This is a genomic window from Nostoc sp. CALU 1950, from assembly GCF_051172895.1.
GTDB lineage: Bacteria > Cyanobacteriota > Cyanobacteriia > Cyanobacteriales > Nostocaceae > Nostoc > Nostoc edaphicum_A.
Genome location: NZ_JBDNJQ010000040.1, coordinates 17,117 through 36,949, shown reverse-complemented (window position 1 = coordinate 36,949; position 19,833 = coordinate 17,117). Strand labels below are relative to the sequence as shown.

General features: G+C 43.1%; 18 protein-coding genes. 8 read left to right on the top strand and 10 right to left on the bottom strand.

The genetic code is table 11. The features are described from left to right. Window positions 1–280: 280 nt before the first annotated feature. Window positions 281–1,201, top strand: coding sequence for an alpha/beta hydrolase (locus ABF638_RS13555; protein ID WP_435023199.1), 921 nt, complete (start codon window positions 281–283; stop codon window positions 1,199–1,201). Between the two features lie 105 nt (window positions 1,202–1,306). Here the strand turns inward: ABF638_RS13555 and arsS are convergent, their stop codons facing one another. From arsS to ABF638_RS13530, 5 genes are all read right to left on the bottom strand, one after another. After that, the gene (arsS, locus tag ABF638_RS13550; protein ID WP_435023198.1) at window positions 1,307–2,314 is read right to left on the bottom strand and encodes an arsenosugar biosynthesis radical SAM (seleno)protein ArsS; all 1,008 of its coding nucleotides are present in this window, start codon (window positions 2,312–2,314) and stop codon (window positions 1,307–1,309) included. 168 nt (window positions 2,315–2,482) lie between these two features. Further along, entirely contained in the window at window positions 2,483–3,442 is a 960-nt protein-coding gene (locus ABF638_RS13545) for an anion permease (protein ID WP_435023197.1), read from the bottom strand. 107 nt (window positions 3,443–3,549) lie between these two features. After that, window positions 3,550–4,518, bottom strand: a complete 969-nt coding sequence (gene arsM / locus ABF638_RS13540; protein WP_435023196.1) for an arsenosugar biosynthesis arsenite methyltransferase ArsM — start codon at window positions 4,516–4,518, stop codon at window positions 3,550–3,552. A 275-nt stretch (window positions 4,519–4,793) separates the two neighbouring features. Continuing rightward, window positions 4,794–5,468 (bottom strand): response regulator transcription factor, encoded by a 675-nt coding sequence (locus ABF638_RS13535; RefSeq protein ID WP_435023195.1) that lies wholly within the window; start codon window positions 5,466–5,468, stop codon window positions 4,794–4,796. A 193-nt stretch (window positions 5,469–5,661) separates the two neighbouring features. After that, window positions 5,662–5,949 (bottom strand): Mo-dependent nitrogenase C-terminal domain-containing protein, encoded by a 288-nt coding sequence (locus ABF638_RS13530; RefSeq protein ID WP_334852683.1) that lies wholly within the window; start codon window positions 5,947–5,949, stop codon window positions 5,662–5,664. A 528-nt stretch (window positions 5,950–6,477) separates the two neighbouring features. Between ABF638_RS13530 and ABF638_RS13525 the strand changes: the two genes are divergently transcribed. Then, a complete protein-coding gene (locus ABF638_RS13525) occupies window positions 6,478–7,095 on the top strand; it encodes a class I SAM-dependent methyltransferase (protein WP_435023194.1) in 618 nt (205 codons plus the stop codon). A gap of 103 nt (window positions 7,096–7,198) precedes the next feature. On the opposite strand, the gene ABF638_RS13520 is transcribed toward ABF638_RS13525, so the two are convergent. Together ABF638_RS13520 and ABF638_RS13515 are read right to left on the bottom strand one after the other, a co-directional pair. Continuing rightward, the gene (locus ABF638_RS13520; RefSeq protein ID WP_435023193.1) at window positions 7,199–7,696 is read right to left on the bottom strand and encodes a GNAT family N-acetyltransferase; all 498 of its coding nucleotides are present in this window, start codon (window positions 7,694–7,696) and stop codon (window positions 7,199–7,201) included. 354 nt (window positions 7,697–8,050) lie between these two features. Continuing rightward, entirely contained in the window at window positions 8,051–9,706 is a 1,656-nt protein-coding gene (locus tag ABF638_RS13515) for a mechanosensitive ion channel (RefSeq protein WP_435023192.1), read from the bottom strand. A 252-nt stretch (window positions 9,707–9,958) separates the two neighbouring features. Between ABF638_RS13515 and ABF638_RS13510 the strand changes: the two genes are divergently transcribed. Then, window positions 9,959–10,399 carry an SRPBCC family protein gene (locus tag ABF638_RS13510; RefSeq protein WP_435023191.1) on the top strand — a complete coding sequence of 147 codons (441 nt, stop codon included), beginning with the start codon at window positions 9,959–9,961 and terminating at the stop codon, window positions 10,397–10,399. Between the two features lie 112 nt (window positions 10,400–10,511). Here the strand turns inward: ABF638_RS13510 and ABF638_RS13505 are convergent, their stop codons facing one another. Then, the gene (locus ABF638_RS13505; protein ID WP_435023190.1) at window positions 10,512–11,336 is read right to left on the bottom strand and encodes a SirB1 family protein; all 825 of its coding nucleotides are present in this window, start codon (window positions 11,334–11,336) and stop codon (window positions 10,512–10,514) included. Window positions 11,337–11,889: 553 nt separating this feature from the next. Between ABF638_RS13505 and atpD the strand changes: the two genes are divergently transcribed. The 3 genes from atpD to ABF638_RS13490 all read left to right on the top strand — a co-directional run bounded on the left by atpD (window position 11,890) and on the right by ABF638_RS13490 (window position 16,223). Further along, window positions 11,890–13,338 (top strand): F0F1 ATP synthase subunit beta, encoded by a 1,449-nt coding sequence (gene atpD, locus ABF638_RS13500; protein ID WP_181928584.1) that lies wholly within the window; start codon window positions 11,890–11,892, stop codon window positions 13,336–13,338. 143 nt (window positions 13,339–13,481) lie between these two features. Continuing rightward, window positions 13,482–13,895 carry an ATP synthase F1 subunit epsilon gene (atpC, locus tag ABF638_RS13495; protein WP_435023206.1) on the top strand — a complete coding sequence of 138 codons (414 nt, stop codon included), beginning with the start codon at window positions 13,482–13,484 and terminating at the stop codon, window positions 13,893–13,895. 153 nt (window positions 13,896–14,048) lie between these two features. Further along, on the top strand, window positions 14,049–16,223 hold the full coding sequence (locus ABF638_RS13490; protein ID WP_435023189.1) for an SPFH domain-containing protein: 2,175 nt from the start codon (window positions 14,049–14,051) through the stop codon (window positions 16,221–16,223). Between the two features lie 123 nt (window positions 16,224–16,346). Here the strand turns inward: ABF638_RS13490 and ABF638_RS13485 are convergent, their stop codons facing one another. Then, window positions 16,347–17,009, bottom strand: a complete 663-nt coding sequence (locus ABF638_RS13485) for a hypothetical protein (protein ID WP_435023188.1) — start codon at window positions 17,007–17,009, stop codon at window positions 16,347–16,349. Between the two features lie 129 nt (window positions 17,010–17,138). Between ABF638_RS13485 and ABF638_RS13480 the strand changes: the two genes are divergently transcribed. After that, the gene (locus ABF638_RS13480; RefSeq protein WP_435023187.1) at window positions 17,139–18,902 is read left to right on the top strand and encodes a protein kinase domain-containing protein; all 1,764 of its coding nucleotides are present in this window, start codon (window positions 17,139–17,141) and stop codon (window positions 18,900–18,902) included. 8 nt (window positions 18,903–18,910) lie between these two features. Here the strand turns inward: ABF638_RS13480 and ABF638_RS13475 are convergent, their stop codons facing one another. Continuing rightward, window positions 18,911–19,210, bottom strand: a complete 300-nt coding sequence (locus ABF638_RS13475; RefSeq protein WP_094333099.1) for a 30S ribosomal protein PSRP-3 — start codon at window positions 19,208–19,210, stop codon at window positions 18,911–18,913. 137 nt (window positions 19,211–19,347) lie between these two features. Here ABF638_RS13475 and ABF638_RS13470 point away from each other — a divergent pair, with 137 nt between their 5' ends. Next, the gene (locus ABF638_RS13470; protein WP_435023186.1) at window positions 19,348–19,818 is read left to right on the top strand and encodes a DUF29 domain-containing protein; all 471 of its coding nucleotides are present in this window, start codon (window positions 19,348–19,350) and stop codon (window positions 19,816–19,818) included. The last annotated feature ends 15 nt before the right edge of the window (window positions 19,819–19,833 follow it).

The window sequence follows — 19,833 nt, the reverse complement described above, 5'->3', positions numbered from 1 at the left end:
TATCTTGCTGCACTTAACGCTCGTACCAATATCTTCTTTTTAAACTGGGCTTTCTACTGAGAACTAAAGTTTCTGTTAATACTTTTTTCCTCCAGCAAGAACTGCCTTCTGTTAATAAGAATAGAATGTTGGCTCATCGTTTCTTGTCCGTTCTTTTTTTACCACTTAAGCAAAGTCAGGTAACCTTCTTTACCCAATCTTTATAATTTGAATTTTTATACATCAGATAAATCTTGACTTTTTAGTAGCTTGTTGGGAAAATACGTAAAAAATTAACCCTATGATTGACCATAGCGATCGCATACTCTCTCATAGAGAAGGTAGATTCCAAGGTGTTGGAGGACTTGATCTTTATTACCAAAGCTGGCATCCACAGGGTAAAGTCCGGGCAATATTAGCTATTTTGCATGGACTTGGAGCACACAGCGATCGCTACGGTAATGTAATTCAGCATTTGATACCCAAGCAATACGCTGTCTATAGTTTTGATTTGCGTGGTCATGGACATTCACCAGGTCAGCAAGGCTATATCAACGCTTGGAGTGAATTTCGCGACGACCTGGGAGCCTTTTTACAGTTAATTCAGACTCAGAATCCTGGATGCCCAGTTTTTCTCTTGGGTCACAGTTTAGGCGCAGTAATTGTTTTAGATTACATTCTGCGCTATCCCCAACAAGCATCATTATTGCAGGGTGCGATCGCTCTTGCGCCAACCTTGGGAAAAGTTGGGGTTTCACCAATTCGGGTACTTTTAGGAAAAATGCTCTCACGGGTGTGGCCGCGTTTCACCCTAAATACAGGCATTGACATCAGCGCTGGTTCACGAGATCCGCAGGTTTTGGTCGCCTATGCTCAAGATACACTGCGACATACTCGTGCTACTGCCCGTCTAGCTACAGAATTTTTTGCAACAGTTGATTGGATTAATGCTCATGTATCTGATTGGCAATTACCATTGTTGATTCTCCACGGTGGCGCAGACCGAGTGGCTTTGCCAGCGGGAAGTGACATCTTTTACCAACGGGTAAATTGCCAAGATAAGCTGAGAATTGAGTATCCAGGAGCTTATCACGAGATTCAGAGTGACATAAATTACCGCGAGGTAATGGCTGATTTGGAAGATTGGTTGGAGCAACACCTACCATCTGAAGTGGCGCAGTTGGCACGGGGAAACGCTCAGTTAGAGTTTCCTAATTCTTAGCTTTCAGCAGGTGAGGCTTGATTACCGAAACAGTTCTGAGTGCTGACTTGAGATCAAGAGTGCAAAATCAACCTCCTGCCCCCTGCCTCCTGCCTCCTGCCTCCTTCACAGCAAGGCACCACTACAACTAGAACCAGACCCAGCAGTGCAACCATAGCAATAAGCAGCAGTTTGTATCTCACTAATCAAGTCTAAACTCCCAGCTTCTAACAATTTACCAACTGTCAAGGTTTCACCATTGCGAGTTTTTGCTGGCAAATTCATCATTTGGTTAAAGTCGCAATCATATACATTACCCAGATAGTCAATTGAAAGTTCATCGCGACACATTAAATGTTCAACTGTGTTGGGATTAAAATGCAACTCTAAAAACTGCAAATAGCTGGTGTACAGTTTTCTGCGTTCTAAATGCATTTTAGTTCTACCAACTGGTAGGTTGGTAATGGTGAAGAGGTTGTTAAACACAATATCAAAATGTTCTTGTAAGAACATTTTGTAATCTTGTTCTAGGTTACTCTGTTCGGGAGCTAAGGAGAAATTTTCACCATTGGGCAACTGGGGATTAAAAACCAAGTCCAAAATTAAATTTTCGTCTTTACCATAGCCGAGTTGATTAAGCGACTGTAAAGCTTTGACTGAACTATCAAAAACACCAGCACCGCGCATTTTATCAACATTATCGACTAGATAACAGGGTAGAGAAGCCACAATTCTTACTTGGTGTTTAGCAAAGTATTCTGGTAAATCACCAAATCCATCTTCAAAATAAATGGTCAAATTAGACCGGACAATCACTTGTTTACCAGTTGTTCTTGCTGCTTCTACTAGTGGCTTAAATCCATAATTCATTTCTGGTGCACCACCAGTTAAATCCACAATTTTAATTTCGGGAAATTTATGGATTAGCGAAATCAATTGTTCGCAAATTTCAGGAGAAAGTTCTTCTGTACGTTTTGGCCCAGCTTCCACATGACAATGTGTACAGGCGAGGTTACAGCGCTTACCTAGATTAATTTGTAAAACAGTGATTCCTTTTTTTGTCAAAGGTGAACTGAGTTTGTGGTTAAACGGTTTGACCGCTGTATCTAGTGTAATTATTGATTGAGCTTGCATTATGTACTATTCCTTACAAATCACACAACTATATTCAATTTTTCGTAAGAATTCAGGAGTCAGAATTCAGGAGTCAGAATAACATTTGATGAATAAATATACTAATTATTCTAAATTCCTTATAAATTCTGACTTCTGACTCCTGGGTGCTGAATTCTTACAATTTTTCTAACCTTGCAATAATCTGTAGGTTATTCCACTAATAATTGCAGCAGTAGGTAAAGTTAAAATCCACGATAGTAGGATCTGATAAAAAACACGCGTATTGGCTTTTTTGCTAATTAATCCTACTCCAAAAATAGAACCAACTGAAATGTGAGTAGTGGAAACTGGAAGCCCAAACCGACTAGCAACAATGACCAGAACTCCAGTTACTATATTTGCTGATAAGCCTTGAGTATGATTCATTGAGGTAATCTTTTCACTCATAGTTACTGCAACTTTTTGGGAGTTGAGTAAACCGCCAAGTGCCATTGCGATCGCTATTGTGATCATTCCTCCCTGAATTGAGAAATATTCAATAATCAGAATGAGTGAAACAATCTTAGGAGTGTCATTTAATCCTCTCGCAAAACTGACAATTCCAGCGCTGATAAAATGGCAAGTATCAATCATTTTTTGATTGACTGGTAGATGCCATTTTGAATTAATATAGTTAGATAAACTGTAAATTCCTGCTCCCAAGGGAATAGCAATGATTGGACTGAGTAATAGAGGTAAAATAAAGTAAGTTCCCAAAAGTGCGAAATTAACTTGAAGTCCGAATGCTACTAATCCAGCACCAAGAATAGCACCTGTCAAACTGTGAGTAGTGGAAATGGGAAACCCCATCAGAGTGGCAATGAGTACAGTTAAACCAGCAGCGATCGCTACTGCTATATGAAACTCAGGGGCGTTAGCGATCGCATCAGGTACTAGTCCTTTCCCTGAGAAGTTTTTAATTAATGCCCCTGCGAAAAAAGTCGCAGTTATTGCACCAGCAAAGGTTGTAAAAGTTGCCCACAAAATTGCTGTTTGATAGCTGCTTGTTCGGCTACCAAACAGCGTTGCTACACCTTTGAAATTATCATTCGCACCATTTGAATATGCTAAAAAAAGCGTAGCTAAAAACAGACTAATTAACAACATTTTGGGGTTATAGAGAAGAAGTCATAATCCAGAATTCAATTGTCCATTCATTACCCATTTGCACAGAATTATTTTGAATTCTGACACCTGAATTCTTTATTAAGAGATTAACAGCAACCACCACCGCTATAGTACCAGGTTGAATTGGTAACAATTATTTCTAGTGGCTTAATAGCAGCAAGTTTAGCAGCGGTTTTATCACATACGGCTGCGGGAATACCTAGCTGAAGTAGATGACCTGCTGAATCATCAAAGAAGGGTTCAGAACCAGCATAAATTGCTGTTTTACCAGTAAAAATGCAAGCACCATCTTCTGGAATAGCAACTTTAAAAGAGACAGAATCCAGACTTTCTAAAAGTAGGTTTTCTTCTAAATTATAAGTCTGAGAATCTAGGAGACGGTAAGGACGACGGGCGCGAATTTCAATTTGACCAAATCCAGCATTTATGATCCGTTCAGTATACTCTTGATATGTGAGTGCGCCTGATAAACACATGGCTCTCAGTCGCTCATCTTGTTGAAGATGTGCTGGAATTGGACGAGTAGCAATTGGATCGCTCATTTGCAAACGTCCACCTGGTTTTAATACCCGATATGCTTCTTTTAAAGCGCGAGTTAAATCTTCTGGCTCAAAGATGTTGAAAAGGCAATTCTGTGCCACGATATCGACGCTAGCATCAGCAACAGGTAAGTTAAAAGCATCGCCTTCACAGATTTCTACAAAGCTGGTGTCAAACCAGGGGTTTTCTTGAGCAGCAATTTCCAAATTACGTGTGGCTGCTTCTCGCATAGCCCCAACCGGTTCAACGGCAACTACAGCACTTGCATGGCGAGAAAAATAAGCAAATTGCAACGCTTCTAAGCCGCCACCAACGCCGACATAGAGGACAGTAGGTTGGTTTCCTAGTTCGGTGGGGTGAACAGTAGTACCACAACCATAGTTCATTTCCTGCATTGGCAAAGGAATTTTTAATCCTGGTAGTTGCAGGGGCGTACTTTGCACACAACAAAGTCCAACTTGCGGGGTTTGGGCAACTTCGCTATAGAATTGCGCTGCTGTTTCTAGATAGGTCATGCAATTTTGGATTTTAGATTTTAGATTATGACAGCTTTGTGCATCCTAATATAATTAACTCCGAGTTGGATGAGTTTTTACTGAGATTGCCAAAAACCCCAAATCTTCATAAAATAGTGGGTTTTGGGGACTGGGGATTGGGGACTGGGGACTGGGGATTGGGGATTGGGGATTGGGGATTGGGGGTTGGGAAATGGGGCAATTAATTATTCTTCCCCTGCCTCCCCTGCCTCCCCTGCTCCCCTGCCCCCTGCCCCTTCAGCCCAATCCCAAATTCAATCACGTAATGTGTAACCAACACCGCTCACAGTCTGAATGAGGCATTTTTCGTTATTGGCTTCAAGTTTCAGGCGCAGGTAGCGAATGTAAGCTTCAATGATGTTGGCATCGCCCATGAAATCGTAACCCCAGACTTCCTCTAAAATGCGATCGCAGGTAATTACCTGTCGCGGATGGGCCAGTAGATATTCTAGTAAATCAAATTCCTTAGCAGTTAACTCAATTAACCGCTGATCTCGGTACACTTCCCGCGTGCGACGATTTAAACTCAGGTCTTCAAATTCTAAAATATCTGCGGTATCTGCTTGGTGGCTTCTTTGCAGGTGGTTGCGGACTCTGGCTAATAATTCATCAACGCTGAAGGGTTTAACGAGGTAATCATCAGCACCAGCGTCTAAGCCTGCGATGCGATCGCTCACTTCATCTTTGATCGTTAATAAGATTATCGGTACTTTATCACCAATACTTCGCAGGCGGCGGCAAATTTCCAACCCCGACAAACCTGGTAACATCCAGTCTAAAATTACTAAATCCAGATGCAACTCCCGCGCTGCGGTGAGTGCAGTCAATCCATCGTAGGCAATACTGACTTGATAGCCTTCATAATTCAATTCCAATTCGACAAATCGTGCCAGTTTGACTTCATCTTCAACCAGTAAGATGTGCGTCATGATGATGTTAATGATTTCAGCAGGATACGGTAAGCAAAAATACTGTCTGGAAACACTGTCTTCGAGGTGCCAGCTAATTAATAGCTAAACATCTAATTAGGTGTACGTTAGCTTAGTATAAACCCAGGCAAGTAACAACCGTAAGTCTGCAATTACCGATGGTTGCTTGATCAAAGAACAATCCAACTGTCTATTAGCAATAAGCCGTGACATCTTCACCGCATTCATCGGCAAGATAACAGAGCGCTTTAAAACGCAAACCAACCACTTCCTCGTATAGGGGATTTAATTTACACATCGGTGGAATGTGAAATAACTTCCGACCAAATAGTGTGATGTCTCGCTCAAAGGGACACTGAGCAGGAATAGCTTTGCACAGGAAATGAGCCAATTTGGAGTTATGAATTTCTATCGTTTCCAACCACTCGCGGACTGGATGCAGTAGATCATTATGTAACCGAACTTGAATAAAGCTTGTCATAATTTTTCACCTTAATAATTTCAAACTAGATTGAGTTTTTTGTATTTGAACCTCTATAGCAATCCGATTTGATTTCTGAATCACTCGTAGAGGTAAGGGACTGGGGATTGGGGACTAGGGACTGGGAAGAAGGAATAAAAGTGTACTGAGTTTTGTTCAAAAATCAAATATGATTCCTATATAAATACATACGGTTAGGTTCTATAGTTTTATGCGCTGATTGCTCGTTCTTTAGTTCTCTACAGAGATAGAATAAGTTTCTAGGCACACTATTAACTACAAATTCAAGTGCTACAGTTCCCGATAATTTGTCAAAGCGAACATATCTTTTGTGCCAAACTGCATTGTCGTAAGATAGTCGATGCGTTGTGTTATGCCGTAGGCTAACGCACCGACTATCTTAACTAACCCGACAAAAGCCAGATATCATAACCAATTCAGAACCGCTATAGTTAATTTGTGTTGTTAACCAACTTCTTGGAGGCGCGGCTAAAAAAGTATCAAGCTTTAAGGAAGCTGCGAAAACTAATGACTGATGACTTTTTCAGCAATAAAAAGCTACTTTTTGATCTATGGGCACCAAGTTATGACTGGCTCTTTCCTTCAATATTTTATCGAGCCGTTCACAAACGGTTGCTGGAATACGTCGATTTACCAGAGTCAGCAAATGTACTTGATATAGGTTGTGGTACTGGACGCTTACTTGAGCGCCTTGCTACTCAGTTTCCCGATCTGCAAGCCACCGGATTGGATTTATCTGCTAATATGTTGCGGGTAGCAAGACAGAGCAACCGCCACCGCCCACGTTTAATTTATATGGAGGGAAAAGCTGAGTCTCTTCCTTTTGCTGATGGTCAATTTGATGCTGTTTTCAGCACTATCAGCTTCTTACACTATTTGGAACCTAAACAGGTGCTTAGTGAGATAGCACGGGTACTTTCTCCTGGTGGACGCTTTTATTTGGTTGACATTACTTCCACAAAAGAGACAGAACCCCAATTATTGCCCATTTCTCCCCGTGGAATTCGACTCTACAGCCCTAATCAACGTCAAATTCTTGGTTCCTCTGCTCAGTTATTGTGTTTGAATCACCATTATTTACTAGGACCTGTCTTACTAACGATTTTTGCTAAACCTCCGATTTGAAAATGGGGAATGGGGAATGGGGAATGGGGAAAAGTAAAGGGTTGCAAACAGCTTTTTTCAAGCTTAGTTTTGCATATCTTAATTACGAATTACGAATTACGAATTACGAATTAGTCTGACCTCGATATTCCATAAGCACCACAGGAACTCTGAGCAGCCTTTTAGCTAATTGCGACAATCTAAATTTACCCTTGAGCGTAGACAAGCCTCTTGTCCTGGGAAATTTTGGCAAGTCTTCAAAAGATATTGGTACAAAGTCAAAGCGACTGTAAAACTGCGCCAGTCGCTGACCTAAACATTCAAGATAAAGTGGTTGCGTTGCTGTATGAATCAAATGCTGGGTTAGCAAAGTACCTAAACCGCGACCTCTCCAAGCTGATGCAACGACTAAACTACCAAGTTCTTGTGCCCCTGAGAAATTACGTAGTTGTCCGCAAGCTACGAGATTTCCATCGCATTCAATTACCCAAAATTGCTGCCAATTTAATTGGGTTGGGTCGAGTTTCGCTGAGAATACCAGCAATCGAATCGACCACTGATCCGCAGAGATTGCTTTGCGAAGGACACACCCAGATGGTAACGATAGATTGCTCTGGTTCATTCAATTACACTTTGATGGTTTATCGAGTAAGGCAGAAGGCAGATAGCGCAGTCTTAGCGAGTCCGTGAGCGTCAGGCTTTCTGCCTCCTGTCTCCTTGCTCCAACTCAATAGGTTCGGTTAAGGTGCATAGTTCTTAAAAGATCCCCCTTAGTCCCCCTTAAAAAGGGGGAAATAGAGCCATTCTTAGCCCCACCTTTTTAAGGGGGTTGGGGGGATCGAGTCTTATCTAAACCGTATTTAGCTCTAACTTTCAAGCTCTTAGTTAAAATTGCCGATAGATGTTATGCACTATTATTGATGCTTACGGCTGCACTTTCCGAGATTTACAGATGAAGTTGCGCCTTCATCAATTTTTAGTTTCTACCTTTGAAAGAGTTTAGCCATTCTTGAACTTGCTCTCTTGCAATATCGCGCCCTCCCAGACCAAAGGCTAGGGCAATAGCAACTGCGATCGCACCTAATAAAAGTCCAAAAGCCAAATTCACAATATCACTGGCAACTCCAATCTGTTGCAGTGCCATTGCAGAGACTAAGGTAATGATGGCAATCCGCGCCACTTGACCTAAAATCTGTGCTTGTCGATCGCCAGAACTGGTAATGATGTTAAAAGCCAGATTTGCTAGGAATAAGCCAATGGCAAAGATCACCAATCCTGCTAAAATCCGCCCGAATATAATCACAATTCCAGACACTAATGCTGTCAGGGCTGGAATATTCAAGATATTCACCGCCGCCACCGTAGCAAACAGCATGATACCCACTAAGGCAACAATACCTGCAATTTCCGATGGAGTGCGAGTTGGAGTAGGTTCAACTGTTGGTTCTGTTGAAATTTCGATTCGTCTAGTGGGTGTTGTCAGACCCAAAATCGTGAAAATGTTATTAAAGCCTAAATTGGTGAGGATACTTGTCACCAAATCTGCGACAAACCGCCCAACAAAATAGGCAACAATCCAAATTGCTATGGCCGTGAAGATAGCAGGTAGGGCGTTGAGAACCTGTTGCAGCATTGCGATCGCAGGCAATGATATCGCAGCAATTCCCAAAGCATTGAGAGCTGCGATCGCCACAGGAATCAAAATCAAAACATAGACAACTGTGCCGAGAATATTTGATAGAGGTTGCACTCCCGCACTTGCAGATAATCCCAACCGACTACCTAAATGATCGATGCCAGTTGTCGCCAGCAAGTTCGTTACAATCCGCCGGACTACATTAGCTATGAACCAGCCAACTACAGCAATTAATATTGCCGCTAGAATGTTTGGCAGAATTAGCAGAACTTCTGTTATTAAAGCTTGTACTGGTTGTAGAGCCTCCCTGAGTCCGAGAGTATCTAAAACTGGTGCGAGAAACAGTAAAAATATAAACCAATACAGAGCATTGCCAATCGTTTCACTTAGAGACAGCTGATTAAGGCTGGGTGCCCTGTCTTCTGGTTCTGGATTCAAACGCTCATCCAGATTGAATGCCTGTAATGAGCGGACAGTGATAATCTTCACAATGGTCGCCAAAAACCAGGCGACTCCCAAAATGATTCCCGCACCAACCAACTTTGGCAAAAAGCCAATAAGTTGATTGAGAAAATTATTGAGGGGTCGAGAGGCTATCTCCAGATCCAATGTCTGTAAAACAGCTACCGCCGTCAATAGGATAATGCTCCAAAAGACTAAAGTGGAAATGATTTTCTCCACTTGGGGAACATCTTGACGACCCGTTATCCCAGAGGCAATACGGTTATCTATGTTTGTTCGATTGAGGATTCCTCGCGTCACCGCTGCTGCGATCGCTGCAATTAGCCAACCTACCAGTAAAATTGCTACCGCCCCCAATAAACGAGGCGTAAACAAAATCAACTGTTGAACAATACCTTGCACATCAGCGATTCCTTGATTCACTGCTGGTTGTACTGGTTGTAGGCTCGGCGATGATTGTGCCAAAAATTGCTGTCCCCTCATCGATAAACCAATATCTATCAACTGGGTTATTCCCTGCCAAGTTGTGTTCATGGTTTTCCGGTATTAAGGTTTTTAGGTGTTTACCAAAAACACTGGAGATACTTATGAGGTGCTTAGAGGGTGTTTGAATGAATAATGTTGCACCCCAGTAAGTTTACTAGTGTTTTGCCTATCAATTTACCAGCAAATTACCCGTAAACTCATTTTATTTATGATTTGGATAAATGTTCAATACTCAATTAATGTGCTGAAAGTGCTTGATTTTGGGTTATTCTAAGTGCAGCAACAGCATAAAAAAGTAGAATGTCCCAAATTTTGGAACAATCGATTCAAATTAATGCTACAGCTACGGTGGTGGAGCGCTGTATTAGCGATTTGACCCTCATGCACCGCTGGCTCAACCCCGTCCTGCGTTGCGAACCTGTAGGCGAAGCTTGGAGTACGGATATCGGCAGTGAAAGTCGTTTTATTATTCAAATTCCTCTACTAAAACCCACTTTGAATAGCGTAGTTGTAGAACGACAACCGGGTTTAGTCGTTTGGGAATTTCAGGGATTTTTTCAAGGACGCGATCGCTGGGAATGTCAACCCATAGAAAAGGGAACGCTCCTACTCAACCGCTTTGAGTACGATATCCCTAACCCATTAGTAAGTTGGGGTTTTAACACCTTTGCCGCATCTTGGACAAAAGCAGATATGCAAGCCCAGCTGCGCCGCCTCAAACGAGTCGCAGAAAATTCGTAATTGGGCATTGGGCATTGGGCATTGGGCATTGGGCATTGGGCATTGGTTCTTCTTTCTCCCCCTGCTCTCCCTGCTCCCTTATCCCTCCTCCCCACTCCCCATTCCCTATTCCCTATTCCCCATTCCCCAACTCGGTAAGTAGCCGCCGAATCACAGATGCATCTTCGGCATCGGGAACTTTTACTAAATATTTTTGTAAGTCGTCTACGGCTTGGGGGTAGTAACCGAGCTGATAATAGATTAAACCGCGATCGCGCAATTCTAAAGTTAAACCAGGAAACAGCAATAAAATTCGTTCAACGGCTGCCAGTGTTTTTTCTAACTCTTGCTGTTTGAGGTAAATAAATTTTAAATTTGTCAGCATCCTTGCCAAAAATTGCCGATTACTGACTACGGCTAAAAATTCTGGTTGTAGCGTTACCGATTGCTGATAAAGCTCAGACAGCCGTTCTTCGCAATCTTGGGCAAATATTATTTCACCGCCATTGAAAGCATCGACAAAAATCTCTATATCTGGAATATCCGGGCGAATTAGGAAATGTCCTGGCATTCCCACACCCACCATCGGAAAATCAATCCGTCGAGCAACCTCTAGGTAAACCAGCGCTAAAGTAATGGGAATTCCCAGTCGGCGGTCAATTACATCATTGAAAAAGCTGTTGCGCGGGTCGTAATAGTCAATTTTGTTACCAGAAAAATTTAAATCTTCGTAAAGATACTGATTAATACTTTGAACTATCCGCAGAGGATATCGTGAATCAGGGAGGCGTTCTTGAAGCTCCCATGCCATTGTATCAAGGGCATTGAGGTATTCTTCTTGATCTAGCTTGGGATATTCTTCTTGTGCAATATACAAAGCTGCCTTTGCTAAGTCAATGTGCTCGTCAGACTGCTGAATCTCTTGGTAAAAATATTGTCGTGCTGACGAGAAATTCATAAGCTGTTGCTCGGTGGAAGTGTGAGGATAAAGCCGCAGCTACGCCTAACCCAGGCATCACGGCTTGGCTAAAAGCGGTTTTTTGTATCTATCTTTATCTTATGGATATTCAGAAGTTTTGGAAATGTAGTTTGTAGATAGCCTTACCATAATATCTATTGCCAAAGCTGAATTTTTCGTTGCTCCTCCCTTTCCGTTTCCCAGAGGGAGGCTGGGAGGGAGAGGTTCATCGAACTCATGTTAATTTTATGAAGCAAAAGCACTTGTATCAAAATCTAGGTTTTTTGCTATAAGTGCAAATGTAAATATTTGGTAAATTTAGTATAATAGCATCTTTCGGTACACGGCGTGATAGCTAGGGCGATCGCATCTGAAAAATGAGATTAGGGATCAAGGTCAGGATGAGGGCTACAACCACAGCCGCCAAACTCCTTTTTAAGGAATTACTAAGGGAGTTATGTCCCCGTCCGGTGCTAAAGTGAAAATTGACATTGCTTATTATTATGTCTTCTCCGACCGTATCTGAAATATAGCTTCACTCATTAGGCGCAGCATGGTCACAACCGCAGAAAAAACAAACATTGGCTACATTACCCAAATCATTGGCCCAGTTGTAGACGTTAAATTTCCCGGCGGGAAATTGCCACAAATCTACAACGCTTTGAAAATCAAAGGCACCAACGAAGCTGGACAGGAAATCAACATCACCGTTGAAGTACAGCAATTGCTGGGCGACAACCAGGTGAGAACTGTTGCAATGAGTTCCACCGAAGGCTTAGTGCGCGGTTTTGAAGTTACCGATACAGGCGCTCCCATTACTGTGCCAGTTGGTAAAGCCACCTTGGGTCGAATTTTCAACGTCCTTGGCGAACCTGTGGACAACAGAGGCCCAGTAAATGCTGAGGCGACTCTACCCATCCACCGCTCTGCTCCCAAATTTACTGACCTGGAAACCAAACCTTCGGTGTTTGAGACTGGGATTAAAGTTGTTGACCTTCTGACTCCCTATCGACGCGGCGGTAAGATTGGTCTATTCGGCGGTGCTGGTGTTGGTAAAACCGTGATCATGATGGAGTTGATCAACAACATCGCTACCCAGCACGGTGGAGTATCCGTTTTTGCTGGCGTGGGTGAGCGCACCCGTGAAGGCAATGACCTCTACAACGAAATGATTGAGTCTGGGGTTATTAACAATGACAACCTCAACGAATCAAAAATTGCTCTAGTTTACGGTCAAATGAACGAGCCACCCGGAGCCAGAATGCGGGTTGGTCTTTCAGGATTGACAGTAGCAGAGTACTTCCGCGATGTGAACAAGCAGGACGTGCTGTTGTTTATTGACAACATTTTCCGGTTTGTACAAGCAGGTTCAGAAGTATCGGCGCTACTGGGTCGGATGCCTTCAGCGGTAGGATATCAGCCCACATTGGGAACCGACGTGGGTGAACTGCAAGAACGGATTACCTCAACTACAGAGGGTTCCATTACCTCCATTCAAGCAGTGTACGTACCTGCGGATGACCTCACCGATCCCGCACCTGCTACTACCTTCGCCCACTTGGATGGTACAACAGTACTGTCTCGTGGTTTGGCATCGAAGGGAATTTATCCCGCAGTTGACCCGCTGAATTCAACTTCCACCATGCTCCAGCCCAACATTGTAGGTGACGAACACTACAATACTGCGCGGGCGGTGCAATCAACCCTGCAACGTTATAAAGAACTCCAAGACATTATCGCCATTCTTGGTCTAGATGAATTGTCTGAAGATGACCGTCTCATCGTAGCGCGGGCCCGGAAAGTTGAGCGTTTCTTGTCTCAGCCGTTCTTTGTAGCAGAAGTATTCACCGGTTCTCCTGGTAAGTACGTGAAGTTGGAAGACACCATCAAAGGGTTCCAAAAGATTCTGTCTGGTGAGTTGGATGATCTGCCAGAACAGGCTTTCTACTTGGTTGGCGATATTAACGAAGCGATCGCTAAAGCTGCAAAAATCAAAGGTTAGTCATTAGTCGTTGGTCATTGGTCATTGGTCATTGGTCATTGGTCATTAGTCATTAGTTCAAGTGCTAATGACTAATGGCAATTACAAATGACAAAGGACAAAAGACAGAGGACAAAGGACAACAGACAAAGGACAAAAGACAAATGACATTAACCGTTCGTGTAATTTCCCCAGACAAAACAGTATGGGATGCCCCAGCTGAAGAAGTAGTTTTGCCTAGCACTACTGGCCAACTAGGTATTTTAACTGGACACGCACCACTTTTGACCGCCCTGGATACTGGTGTAATGCGAGTCCGCGCTGCTAAAAATCAGAATTGGCAAGCGATCGCTCTTTTAGGCGGTTTTGCCGAAGTTGAAGAAAATGAAGTGACAATTCTGGTTAATGGCGCTGAACGTGGTGACAAAATTAACCTTGATGAAGCCCGTACTGCTTACAACCAAGCAGAAGCGCGTCTGAATCAAGTTACAGGAGACGATCGCCAAGCCCAAATCCAGGCAAACCAAGCCTTCAAACGTGCCCGCGCTCGGTTTCAAGCAGCTGGCGGTTTGGTCTAATTTAACTTTCTATTTCTACTTTGTAGGTTGGATATTGCCCAACCTACAAAATATTTATTAACTTTTAAAAAAATTACGTCAAGTTTAAGAAATCGAGGCCAGCCTTGGTGAAGTGTTAACTTAACTAATTAGTTGCCCAAATGGGCACAAATTATGAAAAGCTTTTCATCTTTGCTTGGTACTCGTAAACAAAATAAGGTAGCTTGTTTTGCAGCATCTATCGTAGCAACATTAGCGATGGCTGCGCCAACGTCTTTGACGAACGCTACGCCAACGTCTTCTCTAAGAGACGCTACGCGAATGACAAACGCTAGTAGTATTCATTCTGCTAATGCTACTACCGTAAAAATAACTACTGCAAAAGAAATTACTTCGGCAACTGTCCAGCGAAATCAGACTAAACCAAATATTGCCCAATTACAAACTAGCAGTATTCAATATCAAGCTGCTGGAATTGATCCTGTTGTACTAATTCCCATCGTCCTTGTGGGCGGTTTCATCATATTTGTCCCTCTGTTCTTTGGCGGACTTGTAGTCATTGGTGAACGCGAAGTAGGCATTGTAGTTAGGAAATTTACCCTTTCCGGGCGTGGACTCCCCGCCGGCAGTTTGATTGCCCTCAACGGGGAAGCTGGCTTACAGGCAGATACTTTAGCTCCTGGTTGGCACTGGGGCTATTGGCCTTGGCAGTATTCTGTAAAAAAAGAGACGGTAATTGTCGTTCCCCAAGGGGAAATCGCTTTGATTGTGGCAGCAGATGGCGCATCCAACCCACCAGAGCGGATTTTGGGTAAAATCGTGGGTTGTGACAACTTCCAAGATGCTCGGAAATTCCTCACCGAAGGTGGGGAAAAAGGGCGGCAAATGGGTTTTCTCACCGCAGGTACGTACCGGATCAACACTGCCCTATTTAAAGTCATCATGGCATCAAATGCCAGCGCTCATGGCATGACTCCAGAACAGTTGCGGGTGTACAGTCTGGCATCGGACAAAGTTGGCATCGTCACTACCTTAGATGGTTTGCCAATCTCTGCCGGTGAACTCGCAGGCCCCACAATTGACGGACACGACAACTTCCAAAATGGTCAGAAATTTATTAATGGCGGTGGGCGGAGAGGCTTACAAGAGCAAACGTTGCTATCTGGTTCTTGGAACTTGAATCCTTGGTTTGTCCAGGTTGAACAAGTGCCGATGACGGAAATTCCTATTGGGTATGTGGGTGTGGTAATTTCTTTCGTGGGTAAGGCACATCAAGATGTCAGCGGTGCGGCTTTCACCCACGGCAATTTGGTTAATCCTGGACATAAGGGCGTATGGATCGAACCGCTGTATCCTGGTAAGCACCCGATTAATTCCCGGATCATGAAGATGGAACTAGTGCCAACGACCAACATTGTCTTAAACTGGTCAGGTCGCACCGAACGTCACAGCTATGATGCTCAACTAGCTTCCTTGACAGTGCGATCGCGTGATGGGTTTGCTTTTGATTTAGAAGTAGCGCAAATTATCCATGTGGGTGCTTTAGATGCGCCGAAGGTAATTTCTCGCGTTGGTGCAATGCAAAATCTGGTAGACCATGTATTAGAACCAACTATCGGTAATTATTTCCGCAACTCAGCCCAAAACTGTACTGTACTAGACTTTCTGACTGCTCGGAGTGAGCGGCAAACTGAGGCTGCTGAGTATATTAAAACAGCATTGCGGGCTTATGACGTGCAAGCGATCGACACCCTCATTGGTGATATTCAGCCACCAGCATCGTTAATGCAGACACAGACAGACCGGAAAATTGCCGAAGAAGAACGCAAGACTTATGAAGTCCAGCAGATGGCGCAAACCCAACGGCAGCAACTTGTCCGGGAAACGGCACTGGCTAATATCCAGCAAGAAATGGTGAAATCGGAGCAGAGTGTACATATTGCTGATCTAAAAGCCCAAGCCCAAATTAAAGAGGCAAACGGTGAAGCCGAGGGGACAAAACTCCGGGCAATTGCTGAGGCTGAAGGTATCCGGGCCACAGGTAACGCCAAAGCTGAAACCTACCGCGCTGGTGTGGAAGCTTTGGGGTCACAAGGTTATACAGCAATGCAACTGATGCAGATTATAGGCGATCGCAATGTCCGCTTGATTCCAGATGTCTTAGTTGGCAGCAACGGCAGCAATAACGGCTTAGTAGATGGGCTACTATCCATGATTTTATGGAATCAAACTGGTAAGGGCGAATTGACACCAACACCTTTGCATCCGCAACCAGTAGTTACCAAAGCGCAACCAACCACAGATAACGGTCTTCCACCGATAGTTGTGAATTTTCCTGTAGATAAGTAACATTAGCAACGTATGTTCGGGGCGTGGATATGTGCGCCCCCAATAAAGTTTGGATAAGCAGAAGAGGCAATAGTTACAAAGAGAAACGTTCAGCCTCTTCTGGCAAACTAAAATTTAATCGTTTTACCTTCGTATTGTCCGTCGCGCAAGATAGATTCGCTCTACATCAGAACGAGCAGCGATCTTTTGGATTAACAAAGGGGTAACTTCCGCCACCACAATTGGTGTATAAAGAGATTGATAAATGACCCGTTGGTTACTTTCCTTAAGTTGGTTTACAAGAGGTTGCTGAATTACTTGATAGTGAGATTTAAGAGTATTTAAGTGATTTTGATGCTCAGTACGGTTCGATCCTCGATAAGGCTGAACTGTTTCTCCTTTTAGATGAAAAATGACCCTGATAGGGCTATTGCTTCCTTGACTAATGCGATTCGCTAATTCGGTTTCCAATTTGCCAACGAAGCCCTTATTATTGATTGCTTGAATAGCCTGTTCTAATGCTTCCTGACTAATTTGATTGCCAGCAGCATCAAGGGATACGCCATAGATATTGCCTTGGGTATCTATTAGCTTAAACCGCGTGATTCCAGTATCAGCTAGAGTTGCTTTGTTAACTACAGTGAGGTGTTCAGCCGCGATACCTGTAGTCTTAGAAACCTCTAACTTAGCTTTTTCAGCCAAATTGTTTAGTGTCTGGTTTCCTGAGAGCGGAAGGCTAAAGGCTACTGTAGGCACAAATGAGATAACAGCAGATAAACAAACAGTTAGACCTAAGAATTTCTGCATCTTCTTGATAACAAGCTATTTTTACTAGTATTTTTTAGCAATTTTTATACTTGCTCGTAAGCAATTCCGAGTTATAAGTAACTAAAAACAGCTATATTTTATTGTGGATGCTATGTAGGCAAAGAAATTTTGCTTTTACAAGAACGTTATTGTTTACTCAAGCAGATTGGTAAAGGGGGATTCTGTAAAACCTTCCTCGCAATAGACGAAGGTCAGTTTCCGCCAGTTCCTTGCGTCATTCAAGAATTATCGTTGGAATACGAAATATCTAAAAATTTCCAGCAAATGGCGCAAAAACTAGAGGAATTAGGAAAGCATCCGCAAATTCCAACTTTATTAGCTTATTTTCAGCAGAATGGGCATTTTTATTTAGTGAAGGAGTTTATTGCAGGCACTAATTTAGCTCAGGTGGTTGAAGAAGAAGGCGCTTTTAATGAAACTCAGATTTGGCAACTGTTAGAAGATTTGTTGCCAGTTTTGCAGTTTATTAGCGATCGCAACATCATCCACCGCGATATTAAACCCCACAATATCATCCGTAGATCCCCAATTACCAAAAAGGGAAACTTTCTCATAGTCGATTTTACCACTGCTAAAATCATCACAGAAATTGATCGGCTAATATCCGAAACCAGTATCGGCAGTCCAGAATACTCTCCACCAGAACAAACAAGGGGAAAAGCGGTTTTTGCTAGTGACTTATATAGCTTAGGTGTCACTTGTATTTACTTACTTACCCAGATTCCTCCCTTTGATTTATTTGATATTGCAAATGATTGCTGGGTTTGGCGAGATTATCTTACTAGTGGGATAAGCAATCGCTTGGCGCAAATCCTCGACAAGCTGCTGCAAAATGCTGTTAACCGCCGCTTTCAATCGGCTGATGAAGTTATGCAAGCAATGGGTATGGAATATAAGACTCAAGATTTTAAATTACCAAATCCTCCTTGGCAATGTTTGCATACCTTAACGGGGCATTCTGGGACATTGAGTAGTGTGAATGCCCTTGCCATCAGTCCCGACGGTTACACTTTAGCCAGTGCTAGCGATGACAAAAACATCAAATTGTGGGATTTAAATACCAAAAAAGTCCTAGCTAGCTTATCAGGACATTCCCAAGCTGTAAAATCAGTTACCTTCAGTCCTGATGGGAAAATTCTGGCAACTGCTAGCGACGATAAAACGATCAAATTGTGGCAAATTGAAACATTAGAGGAAATCTGCACCTTATTGGGACACTCACACGCTGTAAAATCAGTTGCTTTCAGTCCAGATGGGCAGATTCTCGCTAGTGGTAGTTGGGATAAGACAATCAAACTCTGGGATGTCAATACTGGCACAGAAATTTGCACCATAACTGGACACCAATTACAGGTAAATTCAGTCGCATTTAGTCAACAAGGGCAGGTTTTAGCCAGTGCTAGTTATGACAGAACAATTCGCTTGTGGCAGATATCTGCATTAGCAGGTTCCCACAAAGAACTTCAAAACCGCCCATGCTATAGCTTGTTAGGCACCCTTTCGGGTCATGCATGGGCGGTTTTGACAATCGCTTTTAGTCCCGATGGGAAAATTTTGGCGACGGGTAGTGATGATAACACTATTAAATTGTGGGACGTAAACACAGGTCAGCTAATTTGCACACTTGTAGGCCATTCTTGGTCTGTGGTGGCTGTGGCTTTTACTGCCGATGGCGAAACGCTCCTAAGTGCAAGTTGCGACAAAACAGTTAAACTTTGGAGGGTAAGCACAGCAGAAGAGATTGTTACTCTCTCTGGTCATGTAGACTCAGTATCTGCTGTTGCTGTGAACAAAGTTACACAATTAATTGCAAGTGGCAGCCGGGACAAGACTATCAAACTGTGGCAGCTTGTAGAACAGCACAACAGCTAGTTGTAATATCAAGCGCTACCTGTGAAGGCAACTTCTGGAAATTTCAACTGAGCTTCTGCCATTGGACGGTTTCTGCCTTCCTCTTGCCAGTAGTTAATCACTTCTGTTGCTTTGTTAAGCAACTCGACACGATCCAGGTCAGTAATCCAATGTTTGGACTCTAATTCCTTCTTTAACTCTTCCCAGGCATCATTTCTGGGCCAAAAAAAGTACTTAGTCAAAGGACTGGTGCCTTTGCCTACAACTTGATCGACTGCTAGAGCAACGTTCTCGTCTAGCCACAGAATTTTCAAAATAAACTTGGTCAATCACACCTCCGGGAATTTCCGGGCATTACTTAACTAGGATAGCGATCGCTTATTTTAACGCAATACTCTATCAAATGACCAAACAGTGATTGGATTGGGCTAGCATAAGGTGTAGTCGGCGCTAACTAAAGATGCTTATGACTGCTCAACTGCCCCAATCTCAAACAACATCTGGTTCAGGTTTGTATGAGCAAGACTTTTACCTGTGGATTCAAACCACAGCAGAACTGCTCAAGCAAGGTCGGCTCACAGAACTGGATTTGGAGAATTTGATTGAAGAAATTGAAACAATGGGCAGGAGTGAAAAGAAAGCACTTAGAAGCAATTTGGAAGTGGTGCTAATGCACCTATTGAAGTATAAATATCAAGCCGAGAAGCGCTCTGGTAGTTGGCGTGCAACAATTCGGGAGCATCGCAAACGCATCAGACAAGCTCTAGAAGAAAGTCCTAGCCTCAAAGCATATTTTGATGAGGTTTTTGGGCTATGTTATGACGATGCTAGACTCTTGGCTGCCGATGAAACTGAATTGCATTTGGCTACCTTCCCCGAACAATCTCCCTTTACGCCAGAGCAAGCCCTCAACCCCGATTTTTTACCGGAGCCATAATCACACCTTGATTTA

Excerpts from the sequence above, each read along its gene's own strand:
- ABF638_RS13555 (WP_435023199.1), top strand. The coding sequence starts at position 281 with ATGATTGACCATAGCGATCGCATACTCTCTCATAGAGAAGGTAGATTC.
- arsS (WP_435023198.1), bottom strand. The coding sequence starts at position 2,314 with ATGCAAGCTCAATCAATAATTACACTAGATACAGCGGTCAAACCGTTT.
- ABF638_RS13545 (WP_435023197.1), bottom strand. The coding sequence starts at position 3,442 with ATGTTGTTAATTAGTCTGTTTTTAGCTACGCTTTTTTTAGCATATTCA.
- arsM (WP_435023196.1), bottom strand. The coding sequence starts at position 4,518 with ATGACCTATCTAGAAACAGCAGCGCAATTCTATAGCGAAGTTGCCCAA.
- ABF638_RS13535 (WP_435023195.1), bottom strand. The coding sequence starts at position 5,468 with ATGACGCACATCTTACTGGTTGAAGATGAAGTCAAACTGGCACGATTT.
- ABF638_RS13530 (WP_334852683.1), bottom strand. The coding sequence starts at position 5,949 with ATGACAAGCTTTATTCAAGTTCGGTTACATAATGATCTACTGCATCCA.
- ABF638_RS13525 (WP_435023194.1), top strand. The coding sequence starts at position 6,478 with ATGACTGATGACTTTTTCAGCAATAAAAAGCTACTTTTTGATCTATGG.
- ABF638_RS13520 (WP_435023193.1), bottom strand. The coding sequence starts at position 7,696 with ATGAACCAGAGCAATCTATCGTTACCATCTGGGTGTGTCCTTCGCAAA.
- ABF638_RS13515 (WP_435023192.1), bottom strand. The coding sequence starts at position 9,706 with ATGAACACAACTTGGCAGGGAATAACCCAGTTGATAGATATTGGTTTA.
- ABF638_RS13510 (WP_435023191.1), top strand. The coding sequence starts at position 9,959 with ATGTCCCAAATTTTGGAACAATCGATTCAAATTAATGCTACAGCTACG.
- ABF638_RS13505 (WP_435023190.1), bottom strand. The coding sequence starts at position 11,336 with ATGAATTTCTCGTCAGCACGACAATATTTTTACCAAGAGATTCAGCAG.
- atpD (WP_181928584.1), top strand. The coding sequence starts at position 11,890 with ATGGTCACAACCGCAGAAAAAACAAACATTGGCTACATTACCCAAATC.
- atpC (WP_435023206.1), top strand. The coding sequence starts at position 13,482 with ATGACATTAACCGTTCGTGTAATTTCCCCAGACAAAACAGTATGGGAT.
- ABF638_RS13490 (WP_435023189.1), top strand. The coding sequence starts at position 14,049 with ATGAAAAGCTTTTCATCTTTGCTTGGTACTCGTAAACAAAATAAGGTA.
- ABF638_RS13485 (WP_435023188.1), bottom strand. The coding sequence starts at position 17,009 with ATGCAGAAATTCTTAGGTCTAACTGTTTGTTTATCTGCTGTTATCTCA.
- ABF638_RS13470 (WP_435023186.1), top strand. The coding sequence starts at position 19,348 with ATGACTGCTCAACTGCCCCAATCTCAAACAACATCTGGTTCAGGTTTG.